The sequence below is a fragment of the Variovorax sp. M-6 genome (assembly GCF_052114385.1).
Classification (GTDB): Bacteria; Pseudomonadota; Gammaproteobacteria; order Burkholderiales; family Burkholderiaceae_C; genus Variovorax.
This window is the reverse complement of sequence record NZ_JBFREQ010000017.1, coordinates 78,860-91,909: the sequence shown is the minus strand read 5'-3', so window position 1 is coordinate 91,909 and position 13,050 is coordinate 78,860. Positions and strand designations below refer to the sequence as shown.

Below are 13,050 nucleotides of genomic sequence, written 5' to 3'. Positions count from 1 at the left end.
GCGCGCAGACGGTGATCCGGTACCGCGGGGCTCTCTGCGCTCGGCCGTTCGTTCAGCTGCCTTCGCCCACGGTGCCCAGCCCCGCGCGCTTCGGCGCCCGCCCCAGCCCGCCCACGATCACGGCAGCCACCAGCACCAGCGCCCCGCTCAGCAGCATCGCGGTCGAGATGCCCCAGCCGTCGACCACGAGGCCGCCGAGCAGGGCGCCCGAGGCGATCGCGACCTGGAAGCCGCTCACCAGCAGGGCCTGGCCGGCTTCGGGTGCATCGGGCACGGCTTCCATCATCCAGCCGGTCAGCGCGACCGGGATCATGCCGAAGGCGATGCCCCAGGTGATGACCACCGCCGCGCCGGCCACGAAGCCGCTGCCCGCCACCGTCGACAGCAGCAGCGCGGTGGCCAGCAGCACGGCCGCCAGCAGCGCTGCGGCACGCACGCTGCGCGCGACCAGGCTGCCGCCGATGAAGGTGCCGACGAAGCCGACCGCGCCATAGGCCAGCAGCAAGGCCGTGACCGGGCCGGAGCCCAGTCCGAAGACCTGCTGCAACAGGGGCTTGAGGTAGGTGTAGGCGGCGAAATGGCCGGCGACCAGGAACAGCACGGCCAGCAATCCGACCTGCGCCATGCGCCGGGTCAGCGGCGTGAGCAGGTCGCGCGGCCGGATGGCGCGCGACGGCGGCATGGCAGGCAGCAGCCAGATCTGCACCGCCAGCACGATCGCGGCCAGACCGCCCGTGACACCGAAGGCCGCGCGCCAGCCGGCCAGCGTGCCGACCAGCGCCCCGGCCGGCACGCCGAGCACGGTGGCCACCGAAACGCCGGCGAGCACCAGCGACATGGCGCGTGCCTGGGAGCCCGGCGCCACCAACTGCGTGGCGGCGCTCGGCGCGAAGGTCCAGAAGCCGCCGACGCACAGGCCCAGCATCAGCCGGGCCACCAGCATGGTCGCGAAGTTGGGCGCGAAGGCGGCCAGCAGGTTCGAGGCGACCAGCAGTGCCGTGAGCGCCACCAGGACGGTGCGGCGATCGAGGCGGCCGGAGGCGACGATCAGCGCCGGCCCGGCGAAGGCGGCCAGCACGCCCGGCATCGTGACCATCAGGCCGGCCGTGCCGTCGCTGACCTGCAGGCCGGCGCCGATGTCGGTCAGCAGGCCGATCGGCAGGAATTCGGTCGTGACCATCGCGAAGGTGCCGACGGCGATCGAGCCGACCGCGAGCCAGGCGGAGCGGGACGAATCGGCGGCGGCGGGGGCCAGCGCATCGGCGCAGGGGGAGCAGGGTGCGTTCATGAGGGCGTCTGGAACCGGAGGCGGGTTCCGAAGCTGTGTTGCGGGGCCATCGAGTCTGGCCGTGGATCGCAGGCCTCGAAGCGGCCCCGCGGAACATCTCAATTTCCGGATCGCCAACAATGAAAACCGTCGGTCGTCATGCGTTTTTCGTCCTTGGGGCGTCTCGGCGGCGCCACTGCGTGTAAACGCTATTCCTAGCCCGACTCTTGCTAAGCAGAATTGCCGGCGAGCAATCGCCATTTTTGAGCAAGGACAGCAGAGCAATGACCCCGACCCGTTTTTGGCGGCCCGCAGCGGCCCTGGCGATCCTCGGCGTGTTCAGTTCGGCGCAGGCGTTGACCAATCCGCCGATCCGGATCGCCCAGGGCATCGAGTACATGTGCGGCGGCAAGAGCAGCGCCGAGGCGTCCTTCATGGAGACGGTGGCGCCGCGCTGGGCCGCCACCCTGGAGTTCGCGGTCAGCCGCGGCAAGCCGGGCCAGTTTCCGAGCGACGTGAAGGTCGTGGTTCGCGAGCGCTATTCGGGCCGGCTGGTGATGGAGACGGCCACCGGCGCGCCGATCATGCTGGCACGGCTCGACCCCGGCGCCTACGAGGTCGAGGCCACGCTGGCCGGGATCACGCTGCAGCAGCCACTGACCGTGTTCAACGGCCTGAGCTCGAAGGCGGTGTTCGTCTGGCCCTCGAATGTCGATTTCGCCGCCGCGCTGGGCTTCCCGCGCCCCGAACAGCAAGCCTCCGTCAGATAGGCCGGAGACAAGCCGGTCCTGCGGCCGGCTCCCTCGAAAAAAGGGGCCTTGAATGCGCAGCGTTCGCTCCCACATGGAGGGGCCGGGCGCCGCCCGTCTTCCTGGGCCCCGATGCCGCTTCGCCCCCTCATCCTTCTCACCACGCTGCTGCACGTCTACATCGGCCTGCGGCTGCTGCCGGCGCTGGCGGGCCTGCCGCTGGCGCAGCCGGCGCTGCTGGCGGCGCTGCTCGTGTCGGCCTCCACCATGCCGCTGCCGTTCGTCGGCATGCGTTCCGAAAGACGGCAGTTCGCCGACGCCTGGAAATGGATCGGGCTCATCAGCATGGGCTGGTTCTCGTCGATGATCGTGCTCACGCTGTTGCGCGATGCGGGCCTGCTGCTCGGCTGGCTCGGCGCGGCGGCGTCGGGTGCGACGGTCGACTGGTCGCGCTGGGGCGTCTGGAGCGCCGCGGCCGTGCCGCTGGCGGCGACTGCGACTTCCCTGGTCGGCTTGCTGAATGCGCGGCGCACGGCGGGCGTGGTACGGGTCGACGTGCCGATCCGCGACCTGCCTTCGGCGCTGAGCGGTTTCACCATCGCGCAGCTCAGCGATATTCACGTGGGGCCGACGATCAAGCGCGGCTACATCCAGCGCATCGTGAATGCGGTCAACGCGCTGGGCGCCGACATGGTCGCGATCACCGGCGACCTGGTCGACGGCACGGTGGCCGAGCTGCGCGACCATATCGCCCCGCTGCAGCATCTCAAGACGCGGCACGGCACCTTCGTGGTGACCGGCAACCACGAGTACTACGCGGGTGCGCATGCCTGGATCGATGAACTGCGGCGGCTCGGCCTGCGCGTGCTGCTCAACGAGCACGTGGTGCTGCAGACGCGCAACGTGAAAGGCGCGCAGACCGACGAGGAAGTGCTCGAAAGCGCGCTGCTGGTGGCCGGCGTGACCGACTACACGGCGGGCCATTTCGATGCGGCGCATGCGAGCGACCCCTATCTCGCCCTGTTCGACGCGCCGCCGCTGGTGCACACGCGGGTGTTGCTGGCACACCAGCCGCGCAGCGCGCCGGAGGCCGCCGGCGCCGGCTACCACCTGCAGCTCTCCGGTCACACGCATGGCGGCCAGTTCTTTCCGTGGAACCTGTTCGTGCCGCTGCAGCAGCCCTTCACGGCCGGTTTGCACAAGCTGCACGAGATGTGGGTCTACACCAGTCGCGGCACCGGCTACTGGGGCCCGCCCAAACGCTTCGGCGCCCCGTCGGAGATCACCTTGCTGCGGCTGGTGCAGGCTTGAGCCCCGGGGCGGCCTGGCGTCGGCCGCTCTGCCTCAGGCGGGCTTGATGTTGCGCGCGCTGCCGAGCAGCGTGGCGCAGAGCGTTTCGTTGCCGTCGGCGTCGACCGCGAACACGTCGGCCGCGCAGACGGTGAGCAGCTTGCCGGCGCTGACCACGCGGCCCCGGGCGCGCAACGCCGCGCCGACGGCGGGCGCCACCAGTTTCAGCGTGGCGTCGACGGTCGCGTTGATCCAGCCCTCGGGCAGCACGCTGCCGGCGGCTCCGACCGCGGCGAAATCGGCCACTGCGAAGACCGGCGTGGCCTGGAGCTGGCCGGGGCGGAAGGTGAAGGCTTCGGCGATCGGGATCTCGAGTTCGACCTCGCCGCGGGCCAGCCGGACGAAGCGCAGGCCCAGCGTGCGCGCCATCGGCATCGCGAGCACGGCGCGCTCGAGCTGCTGGAGGTGGGATGTGGTCATTTCCTGTCCTTTCGAGCGGCCGCTTTCGGCCAGGGGGAGGGGGTCCGGGTCCGCGCGCGTTGCCGCCGGTCCTGCTCGCGCAGCCAGGACGCGTGTTCGAGAACCTGGATGCGCTGCGCCTGCAGTTCGGTGATCTGACGCTCCAGTGCGGCGGCGCGGTGCTGCAGCGCCTCGGTCATGGTGGCGATGCTCAGGCGGCCGGCGCGATAGGCCGGCAGCAGTTCGCCGATGGCTTGCAGCGAGAAGCCGATGCGGCGCGACATGGCAATGAACACGACTTCACGGCGCATCGATTCCGGATAGTCGCGGTAGCCCGACGCCGTGCGTGCCGGCAGCAGCAGGCCCAGCCGCTCATAGTGGCGAAGCGCATGCACCGTGACGCCGGCGCGTTGGGCGAGTTCGGAGATCCGCATGCGCCAAGGCTAGCAAGCCTCGCGTTGCGCGAAGCTTGGCGCGGCCGAAATTATTCTCGGCGCGGCGGCGGCGGTTCAGGCCTGCCCGGCGGAGAGCCGGCGCGCATTGGAGGTCGCCTTGGCGTGGATCGGCTTGAGGCCGCGCTGCGCAATGCGCGCGCTCGCGCTGGACAGCTGGCTCACCGCCTCGGCCGACCGGGTGGCGGCGCTGCCGAAGGCTTCGGCATGGCCTACTGCCTGGGCCGCGGTGGTGCTGGTGAGCAAGGAGAACAAGGCCGCGCCGCCGCTCAGCCAATGCTTCACGGCGCGATTCACGAGCGCGAACTGGGTGGTGTGCAGCTGGTTCGCCATGGCAGCGCCCGATTCGCCGGCTGCCGCCAGCTTTTCGTGGCTCATGAGCTGGAACTCGGCAAGGTCGACTTCGTTGGGCAGCAGCCCGGCCTTGGCCATGCGCTCGGTGCGCATCTGGATCACCGAACCGGACGACAGCAGCATCTCGTGGGTCTTCAAGGCCACGTCGACCCACAGCATGAGCGGGTTGAAGAAGCGCGGCGAAGAGAAGCTGGGGGTCATGGAGGTCTTTGGACGGTGTTCGTGGGGCTCTGATCCGACTATAGACCTCCAGGCCCTCTTTTGCTGCACTGCAGCATTGATTTGGGGTTCCCGTCCTACCCTTCGGGAGCGAAATGTCGATTCATGCCTCACACAAGCTTTGCGATGCTTGTTACATTCACTTTTGGAACGCAGGCTTAAACAAATGATCACCATTCCGCGCTGCCTCAGGCTGCTGCCGTGTGCTGGATGCCTGTCGCTTTCCCTCGCTGCCGCAGCGGCTCCGCAGGACAGCGCGCCGGGCATCTACATCGATCTCGGGCAGGCGCTTTTCCATAGCAATGCGCAGACCGACTCGCTGACGCTCGGGGCGGTCGTGCCGTGGACGCTCTGGCCGCCGGTCCAGGGCGGCGCCATGTCGCTCAATTGGGATTTCTTCGTGAGCCAGTGGCGCGCCCCTCTGCCGGACGGTCGGGACAAGCGCAACTACACCCAGCTGGGCGTGATCGCCAACTGGCGCTACCGCTTCAACGAGGGCGACTCGCCCTGGTTCGTCGAGGCCGGCATCGGCGGGACCGTGATGGACCGCCTCTACCGCACCATCGACCGGGAGTTCAGCACCGCCTTCCAGTTCACCGAACAGTTCAGCATCGGGGGCAGCTTCGGCGCCCAGGGCGAACACGAGCTGTCGCTGCGCCTGCAGCACTTCTCGAACGCCGGCATCAAGTCGCCGAACCCGGGCGAGACCTTCGTGCGGGTGCGCTACCTTCATCGCTTCTGATCTCCGTCAGGGGCTGTGCCGGTCCGGCGCAGCCTTCTGGCATGCAGTTCGGTGACCACGACGGCCAGCGCGGCGAGAGTCAAGGGCACGAGGTAGTAGATCGCCCGGTAGGCGAGCAGGGCGCCCAGCAGCGTGCCCTGCGGCAGCCGGTGCCCAAGCAGCGCCAGGACGACGGCCTCCAGCACGCCCAGCCCGCCCGGCACATGGGCGATGACACCCGCCACCGCCGCGACCAGGAACACCGCGAGCACTTCCGGATAGGGCAGCTGGCGCTGCAGCAGGAACCAGACGACGCCGCCCATCAGCGACCAGTTGGCGGCCGAGAGCAGCAGTTGGAGCAGCGCCATGCGCAGCGACGGCGTGTCGAGCTCGTGGCCGCGGATGCGCCAGGTGTGCTGGCGCGCCACGGCACACAGGCTTAGGTAGGCGATGCCCGCGACCAGCAGCACGGCGCCCAGGATGCGCAGCCCTTCGCCGTCCATGTGCCATTCGGGCGGCAGCGTCATCGGCCAGAAGCAGAACACGGCGCCGGCGAGCACCAGGTAGCCGAACCAGTTGGTCAGCATGCTGAAGCCGAGCACGCGCGTGATCGTGACGTTGTCCAGGCCGAGGCGCGAGTAGAGCCGATACCTGAATGCGACGCCGCCGATCAGCGCGCCGAGGTTGAGGTTGAAGGCGTAGCTGATGAAGGTGACGCGCATCACCACGCGGGTGCCGAGCCGGTGGCCGGTCATGCGTCGGCCGAGGAGGTCGAAGGTGCTGTAGAGCAGGTGGCTGCAGGCCGCGAGTGCGCCCGCAGCGAGCAGGGCCGGCAGCGGGATGTCGCGCAGCGCGTCGAGCACCTCGGTCCAGTCGATCGTGCGGGCCTGGCGCACGATGAGCGCGAGCACGGCGGCGAAGAAGAGCCACGCGGCGATCCGCCTGAGGCGCGGCCAGCCTCCGGTTGCCCGCTCCCACGGCGGCGCGGCATCGACCGCTGCGGGCCGGCTGGCCATCATGCCGCGTCCGTCCGGGTGGCGCCGGCGTCCTGCGGCACGGGCGTGTCGAGCGGCTTCACCTGCGGTGCATGGCGCGGCAGCCAGCCGACCCAGGAGGGATACCAGCGCAGAAGGTGGAAGACGAAGAAGCTGCGCACCAGCCGCCAGGCGCTCCATTCGCCCAGGTCCGAGGCCTGGACCCGCTTGCAGTTGTTCCGCATCAGCGCATCGAGCCGCTCCCACAGCGTCTGGTTGAAGGATCTGTCGCGCACGATCACGTTCGCTTCGAGGTTCAGCGACAGGCTCAGCGGGTCCAGGTTGCTCGAGCCGACCGTGCTCCACTGGTCGTCCGCCAGCGCCACCTTGCCGTGCAGCGGGCGCTCGCAGTACTCGTAGATGCGCACCCCGGCGTGCAGCAGGTGGTGGTAGAGCAGGCTGGCCGCCACCTTCACGATCGGCATGTCGGGTTCGCCCTGCAGGATCAGCCGGACGTCGACCCCGCGCCGCGCGGCGCGGCGCATTTCCTTGATCATCCGGTAGCCGGGAAAGAAGTAGGCATTGGCGATCACGATGCGACGCCGCGCACTGCGGATGGCGGCGAGGTAGTGGCGCTCGATGTCGTTGGTGTGGCGGCGGTTGTCGCGGGTCACGAACTGCACCGCGGCCTCTCCCGCCGGCGCGATGTTGTCCTGCGCGGTGGCCTTGAGCCGGCGCCGGTACCAGCCCGGGCCCTTGCCGCCGATAGCGATCGCCTGCAGCACGAAGCGGTGGATCTCCGAGACGATCGGTCCGGCGAGCTCGACCGCGTAGTCCTGCTTGGCCTTGGGGCCGAAGTCGAGCAGGTGGTCGGCCGAATAGTTGATGCCGCCGACGAAGGCGAGCGCGCTGTCGATGACCACGATCTTGCGGTGCATGCGCCGCAGGACGTTGAGCCGCTGGCCGAAGAAGGGCCGGCCCGGATCGAACACCCGCACCTGGACGCCCGCGGAGGTCAGCCCGCCGATGAAACCGGGCGACAGCGAGGGCGAACCGAAGCCGTCGATCATCAGGTCGACTTTCACGCCGCGCGCAGCCGCCGCGCGCAGGGCGGCGTGCAGTTGTTCGCCGACCTTGTCCTCGAACAGGATGAAGGTCTCGACGATGACCTCGCGCCGGGCCTCGCGGATGGCTTCGAACACGCGCGGAAAGAACTGCTCGCCGTTCTCCAGCAGTGCAACGCGGTTGCCTTCGGTCCAGCGCCGGGCGGCGGCCTGGGTGTCCGTGGCGTAGCCGCTCACAGTGCGATCTCCGCCACCAGCGGCGCATGGTCCGACAGGTGCGACCAGGGCTTGCGCGGCAGCACGACCGGCGAATGCGCACCGGCGTTGCGCACGTAGATCCGGTCCAGCGGCAGCATCGGAAAGCGCGAGGGAAAGGTCTTCGCGGCGCTGCCGTTGGCTTGCACGAACACTTCGCGCAGCGATGCGCCCTGCGCGAGGATCTCGTGCGCGCGGCCGCGCCAGTCGTTGAAGTCGCCAGCCACGATCAGCGGCGCATCCGCCGGCACTTCGTCGCGCACGATATGGCACAGCAGCTCGAGCTGCTGCAGGCGGTGCGTTTCGGCCAGCCCGAGGTGGGCGCAGATCACGTGGACGTCGATCGGCCGTGCCGGCAGCCGCAGCACGCAATGCAGCAAGCCGCGCTTCTCCGGGCCGACGATGGAGATGTCATGGTTGCGGTGGTGGATGATCGGGAACTTCGACAGCAGCGCGTTGCCGTGGTGGCCGCGCGGATACACCGCATTGCGGCCATAGGCGAACTGCGGCCACATGGTGTCGGCCAGGAACTCGTAGTGCGGCGCCTCGGGCCAGTTGTCGATCTTGCGCGAATGGCGCGAGTGGGTGCCCAGCACTTCCTGCAGGAACACCACATCGGCGCCCACCGTGCGTACGGCGTCGCGCAGTTCCGGCAGGATGAACCTGCGGTTCAGCGCCGTGAAGCCCTTGTGGGTATTCACTGTCATGACCTTGAGCGAGGTCGACGCTGCGGCGACGACGGCCGAATGGGAAGAAGGCTTCACAGACATCGTTGTAAGCCCGAGGCCGTGCCGCGGCTGTAGGAACGCACCACCTTCTTCGCCGGCCTGTGCATGAGCATTGGATCGCCTCAATGGTCGCGTCGGATCCGCCCTCAAAGGAAAAAGCCCCCGGCGCGCGAGCGTCGGGGGCTTTTCCATGAGCCTGTATCAGCTTTTCACGGGCGCAGCGGAATGATGGTGATGCCCGCCAGGGCCGCCGTGACCTTCGCGCGCACCGAACCGAGGCATCGACTCGGCATCGAAGGTCTTCTGCTGTTCCGGCGTCAGCGTCGCGTAGAAGCTGCGCGTCGCATCGGCCCGCTTGGCGAACATCGCGCTGCGCTCGGCCTGGCGCGCCTGCATCCGGTCGAGGCGCTGCGGTGTCGTCAGCTTGGCGAATTCGGCGCGTTCGGCATCGGCTTGACCGACGGGACGGGCCGGCCTCTGTTGAGCCGCCGTGAAGCTGCTCCAGGCGCTTTCCTGCGCCGGCGTGAGCTTCAGCTTTTCCTTCAGCGCCGCGAGGTGCTTGGCGTGCTGCGCCTGCATGCGCTCCAGGCGTTGGGCGTGGTCGGCGCGGTCGCGCTGCGGCTTGGCCGGGGCTTGCGCGCCGGTCTGCGCCTCGGCGGCCGGCGGCGGCGTCACCGCTGCCTGGGCGAAGGCGCCCGAGGAGGCGAAGGCGGCGGAGGCCAGCAAGCCGGCCAGGAGGAAATTCTTGCGGGACGGGATCATGACAGTGCTTCCTTTCGAAGAAGCCCGCCGCCGATGGGCAGCAGGTGAAGGCAAGTGTGGCGACCGCATGTATCGCAACCGTGAGCCCGGGGTTAGCGCGGGTAAAGATAGGTGAAGGCGCCGCGCCGCGTTGCCGGGGCGGCGGCGGTCCAAGGCGCGTGCGTATCGGCGCGCTTCAGCCCAGCGTGCCGTTCTGGAAGTCGTGCATCGCCTGCGAGACCTGCTCGCGCGTGTTCATCACGAACGGGCCGTACCGGGCGATCGGCTCGTTCAAGGGCTTGCCGGCGATCAGCAAGGCGCGCGCCGGACTGTGGTTGGACGCCGGGGCACGCAGGACGACGCCGTCGCTGCCGGGCTCGTTGGCCAGGATGGCCATGCGCTTGGTCGGGATCTCGCTGCTGCCGATGTAGAGCGATTCGCGAAAGACGTAGACCAGCGCGTTGTGGTCGTCCGGCAGCGGCTGGGCGAATTCGGCACCGGGAGGCAGTTCGATGTCGAGGTAGAGCGGCTCGGTATGTTCGCGCTGCATCGCACCCTTGACGCCGTGGCTGTGGCCCGCGATGACACGCACGCGGGTACCGGACGGGGTGATGAACTCGGGGATCTCGGGGCTCTGGATATCGCGATACGAGGGTTCGCGCATCTTGTCCTTGGCCGGCAGGTTGAGCCAGAGCTGGAAGCCTTCCATGAGGCCCTCTTCCTGCTCGGGCAGCTCGCTGTGCACCAGTCCGCGGCCGGCCGTCATCCATTGCACGCCCCCGTTCGCGAGCAGGCCTTCGTGGCCCGCGCTGTCGCGGTGACGCATGCGCCCGGAGATCATGTAGGTCACGGTTTCGAAGCCGCGGTGCGGGTGGCTCGGGAAGCCGCCGATGTAGTCGCCCGGGTTGTCGCTGCCGAAGGCATCGAGCATCAGGTAGGGATCGAGCCGCTGCTGCAGGGGCTCGTGCAGCACCCGCGTGAGCTTGACGCCATCGCCGTCGCTGGTCGAGACGCCGGCGACGATCTGGTCGATGCCGCGCGGCCGCGCGAGCGACGCCGGCTCGACCGCGTGGGTGGGACGGGCGTGGGAAGGGTGGCTCATGGCGGCATGGTGGCACGGTTGGGGCGACCGCGCCACCGGTGGGGCTGTAGCGAACCCGGGCCGGCGCCGTCGGGGCAAGTCAACCCAGCGCCTCGAGCTCCCAGGACACGCTCTGCCAGGCCACGCCGAAGCCGCCCGTAGCTGCGGCGGACGCCGCGCCGCTCCGGAGGGCCTCCAGCGCCCACGCGCCGCCCGCGCTCACGCTGTCGATCAGCGGCACCGGTACCGAACCCGCGATGTCGGCGGCGATCCCGGCCAGGGCGGCGCCACCGAGGATCACGGCCTGCGCCTGGAAGCGCAGCGCGGCCTCGCGGCAGGCCTCGGCCAGCAGCGCACGGGCGCCCACGGGGTCCTCGGCGAGTTGGGCGCCGGTGGGCGCCACCGTGTGGATACCGGCCAGCGAAGCCGAGAAGCCGAGCGAGGACGCCAGCCGCTCGAGCATCGGCCGCCAGCGTTCGCCGCCGGTCACGATGGCGAATCGGCCGTGCCGTGCCGCCGCAGCGAAGGCGGCTTCGGCCAGGCCGCCTATGGGCGGGCCGGCGCCGTCGCGCAATGCGAACAGCCCCGGGTCGCCGAAGCAGCCGATCAGGATGGCATCGGGCCGCTCGCCCTGCGCATGTGCCGCGGCCCAGGCGTCGAGCACGGCGTGCTGCGCCACCGCGTAGGTGGCCTCGCTGGCGATGTAGGGGGCGCCGAAGCGGGCGGTGACCGTGCGCACGCTCGCGTGGCTGCCGAGCTGCGCCTGCAGATGCCGCTGCAGCAGGCCGCTCACCGATGCGGACGTGTTCGGGTTGATCACGAGTAGACGAGTCATGGGCGAGCCCGCATCAGCGTCCGCGCTTCGCGCGTCCACGCAGCAGGGCCGCGGAGCCCAGCGCGAGCGCCATCACCGCGAAGGACACGACGGTGGTCACCGTGCCGAGCGCATAGATCGATGGCGTGGTCACGGTCGAGGTCAGCGCCTGCAGTTCGAGCGGCAGCGTGTTGACATCGCCGATGGCTTGCGAGGTGCGTGCGATCTCGTCCCAGCTCAGCGTGAAGCCGAACATGCCGATGCCGACCACCGACGGCCCGATCAGCGGCAGCACCACGTGCAGGAAGCTCTGCCACGGCGTCGCGCCGAGGTCGCGCGCGGCTTCCTCGTAGGCGGGATTGAAGCGGTTGAAGACCGCGAACATGATCAGGAGCCCGAAGGGCAGCGTCCAGGTCAGGTGGGCGCCGAGTGCCGAGGTGAGCAGACCGAGCGCCGTACCGTACTTCTCCAGCTTGCCCTCGGCGCCCATCGCGCCAAGCGCGCTCTTGATGCCGCCATCGAGCAGCCGGAACTGCAGCCCGATGCCGAGCGACACGATGATCGACGGCATGATCAGGCTCGCCACGGTGACGAAGAACAGCGCATTGCCGCCCTTGAGCCGCTTGCGGAACGCGAGGCCGGCCAGCACCGACAGCACGACCGTGAATGCCATCACCACCGCACCGAGCACCAGCGAGCGCCCGAAGGCGGCGCCGATGTCGACCGTGCCCAGGCCTTCGGCGAGCTTGCGGAACCAGTGCAGCGAGACGCCGCGCAGCGGAAAGGTCAGGCCGCCTTCGGGGCCCTGGAAGCTCAGCACGAAGATCGTGACCATCGGGCCGTAGAGAAAGACCACGAACAGCGCGAAGACGATGGCGAGGGGCCAGAAGCCGGGCCTGCGCTGTTCTCCAATGCGTGGGCTCAAGTCAGAGCTCCTTCCGGATGTCGACCAGGCGGGTCAGGCCCCAGATGATCATGAGCACCACCGCCAGGAGAATCATCGCGTTGGCCGCCGCCAGCGGGAACTGCAGGTACGAGGTCTGCACCTGGATGATCTTGCCGATCGAGGCGATCTGCTGGCCGCCCATCACGCCGATGGTGACGAAGTCGCCCATCACGATCGTGATGACGAAGATCGAGCCGATCAGGATGCCCGTGCGCGACAGCGGCACGATCACGTTCCACAGCGTCTGCCAGCCCGACGCGCCGGAGTCGTTGGCGGCTTCGAGCAGCGAGCGGTCGATGCGCATCATCGAGTTGAAGATCGGCACGATCATGAACATCGTGTAGAGGTGCACGAAGGCCAGCACCACCGAGAAGTCCGAGAACAGCAGCCATTCGACCGGCGTGTCGACCAGGCCCAGCCCCACGAGCCCCTGGTTCACGAGCCCGTTGCGCCCCAGCAGCGGCACCCACGAGATCATGCGGATCACGTTGGAGGTCCAGAAGGGCACGGTGCACAGCACGAACAGCAGCGTCTGCATGCCCGGCGAGCGCACGTGGAAGGCCAGGAAGTAGGCCACCGAGAAGCCCACCAGCAGCGTGATGCCCCAGACCAGCAGGCAGAACTTCAGCGTGCTGAGGTAGGTCGACAGCGTGACGCAGAAATCGCCGTTGTCGGTGAGGTGCGAGCAGCCCTCGAAGATGCTCAGGTAGTTGCGCGGCGAGATCGCCGGGATCAGTTCGTACTCGTTGAAATTCCACAGGCTCACCATCGCGACCAGCGCCAGCGGAACGAGGAAGAAGAGCAGGAACACCAGCGCGAAGGGCGCCGCCTGCCACCAGGCCTTGATGGACTTGGTGGGCAGCGATGCGGCGTGGCCGGATGTGGCGGGTGCGCTCATGAATGAAGTGGGAGATGGAGTGTTCTCTCAGGCGAGCA

General features: G+C 69.0%; 15 protein-coding genes. 3 read left to right on the top strand and 12 right to left on the bottom strand.

Annotated elements, in window-relative coordinates; translation table 11 throughout:
• Positions 1-52: 52 nt before the first annotated feature.
• Positions 53-1,288, bottom strand: coding sequence for an MFS transporter (locus AB4Z46_RS19665; protein WP_442285213.1), 1,236 nt, complete (start codon positions 1,286-1,288; stop codon positions 53-55).
• Positions 1,289-1,551: 263 nt separating this feature from the next.
• Between AB4Z46_RS19665 and AB4Z46_RS19660 the strand changes: the two genes are divergently transcribed.
• A complete protein-coding gene (locus tag AB4Z46_RS19660; protein WP_442285212.1) occupies positions 1,552-2,037 on the top strand; it encodes a hypothetical protein in 486 nt (161 codons plus the stop codon).
• 111 nt (positions 2,038-2,148) lie between these two features.
• Positions 2,149-3,327, top strand: coding sequence for a metallophosphoesterase (locus AB4Z46_RS19655; protein WP_442285211.1), 1,179 nt, complete (start codon positions 2,149-2,151; stop codon positions 3,325-3,327).
• A gap of 33 nt (positions 3,328-3,360) precedes the next feature.
• Here the strand turns inward: AB4Z46_RS19655 and AB4Z46_RS19650 are convergent, their stop codons facing one another.
• From AB4Z46_RS19650 to AB4Z46_RS19640, 3 genes are all read right to left on the bottom strand, one after another.
• The gene (locus AB4Z46_RS19650; protein WP_442285210.1) at positions 3,361-3,786 is read right to left on the bottom strand and encodes a PaaI family thioesterase; all 426 of its coding nucleotides are present in this window, start codon (positions 3,784-3,786) and stop codon (positions 3,361-3,363) included.
• Positions 3,783-4,199 carry a MerR family transcriptional regulator gene (locus AB4Z46_RS19645; protein ID WP_442285209.1) on the bottom strand — a complete coding sequence of 139 codons (417 nt, stop codon included), beginning with the start codon at positions 4,197-4,199 and terminating at the stop codon, positions 3,783-3,785. Before AB4Z46_RS19645 ends, AB4Z46_RS19650 begins: the two co-directional genes overlap by 4 nt.
• A 75-nt stretch (positions 4,200-4,274) precedes the next feature.
• Positions 4,275-4,772: a polyhydroxyalkanoate granule-associated phasin gene (locus AB4Z46_RS19640; protein WP_442285208.1), complete on the bottom strand. Its 498-nt coding sequence runs from the start codon at positions 4,770-4,772 to the stop codon at positions 4,275-4,277.
• 184 nt (positions 4,773-4,956) lie between these two features.
• Between AB4Z46_RS19640 and AB4Z46_RS19635 the strand changes: the two genes are divergently transcribed.
• The gene (locus AB4Z46_RS19635; protein WP_442285207.1) at positions 4,957-5,532 is read left to right on the top strand and encodes an acyloxyacyl hydrolase; all 576 of its coding nucleotides are present in this window, start codon (positions 4,957-4,959) and stop codon (positions 5,530-5,532) included.
• Here AB4Z46_RS19635 and AB4Z46_RS19630 read toward each other — a convergent pair.
• The 8 genes from AB4Z46_RS19630 to AB4Z46_RS19595 form a co-directional block, all read right to left on the bottom strand.
• Complete coding sequence (locus AB4Z46_RS19630; RefSeq protein WP_442285259.1) at positions 5,520-6,527, bottom strand: lysylphosphatidylglycerol synthase domain-containing protein; 1,008 nt, start codon at positions 6,525-6,527, stop codon at positions 5,520-5,522. The two genes, AB4Z46_RS19635 and AB4Z46_RS19630, sit on opposite strands and share 13 nt — an antisense overlap.
• Positions 6,527-7,786, bottom strand: coding sequence for a cardiolipin synthase ClsB (gene clsB, locus AB4Z46_RS19625; protein WP_442285206.1), 1,260 nt, complete (start codon positions 7,784-7,786; stop codon positions 6,527-6,529). Before clsB ends, AB4Z46_RS19630 begins: the two co-directional genes overlap by 1 nt.
• Complete coding sequence (locus AB4Z46_RS19620; protein ID WP_442285205.1) at positions 7,783-8,574, bottom strand: endonuclease/exonuclease/phosphatase family protein; 792 nt, start codon at positions 8,572-8,574, stop codon at positions 7,783-7,785. The genes clsB and AB4Z46_RS19620 overlap by 4 nt, the downstream gene beginning before the upstream one ends.
• A gap of 159 nt (positions 8,575-8,733) precedes the next feature.
• Positions 8,734-9,294 (bottom strand): Spy/CpxP family protein refolding chaperone, encoded by a 561-nt coding sequence (locus tag AB4Z46_RS19615; protein ID WP_442285204.1) that lies wholly within the window; start codon positions 9,292-9,294, stop codon positions 8,734-8,736.
• Positions 9,295-9,469: 175 nt separating this feature from the next.
• The gene (locus tag AB4Z46_RS19610) at positions 9,470-10,375 is read right to left on the bottom strand and encodes a pirin family protein (protein WP_442285203.1); all 906 of its coding nucleotides are present in this window, start codon (positions 10,373-10,375) and stop codon (positions 9,470-9,472) included.
• A gap of 79 nt (positions 10,376-10,454) precedes the next feature.
• Positions 10,455-11,189 carry an aspartate/glutamate racemase family protein gene (locus tag AB4Z46_RS19605; protein WP_442285202.1) on the bottom strand — a complete coding sequence of 245 codons (735 nt, stop codon included), beginning with the start codon at positions 11,187-11,189 and terminating at the stop codon, positions 10,455-10,457.
• Positions 11,190-11,202: 13 nt separating this feature from the next.
• A complete protein-coding gene (locus tag AB4Z46_RS19600) occupies positions 11,203-12,093 on the bottom strand; it encodes an ABC transporter permease (RefSeq protein ID WP_442285201.1) in 891 nt (296 codons plus the stop codon).
• A gap of 1 nt (position 12,094) precedes the next feature.
• Positions 12,095-13,012, bottom strand: a complete 918-nt coding sequence (locus AB4Z46_RS19595) for an ABC transporter permease (protein ID WP_442285200.1) — start codon at positions 13,010-13,012, stop codon at positions 12,095-12,097.
• Positions 13,013-13,050: the final 38 nt, after the last annotated feature.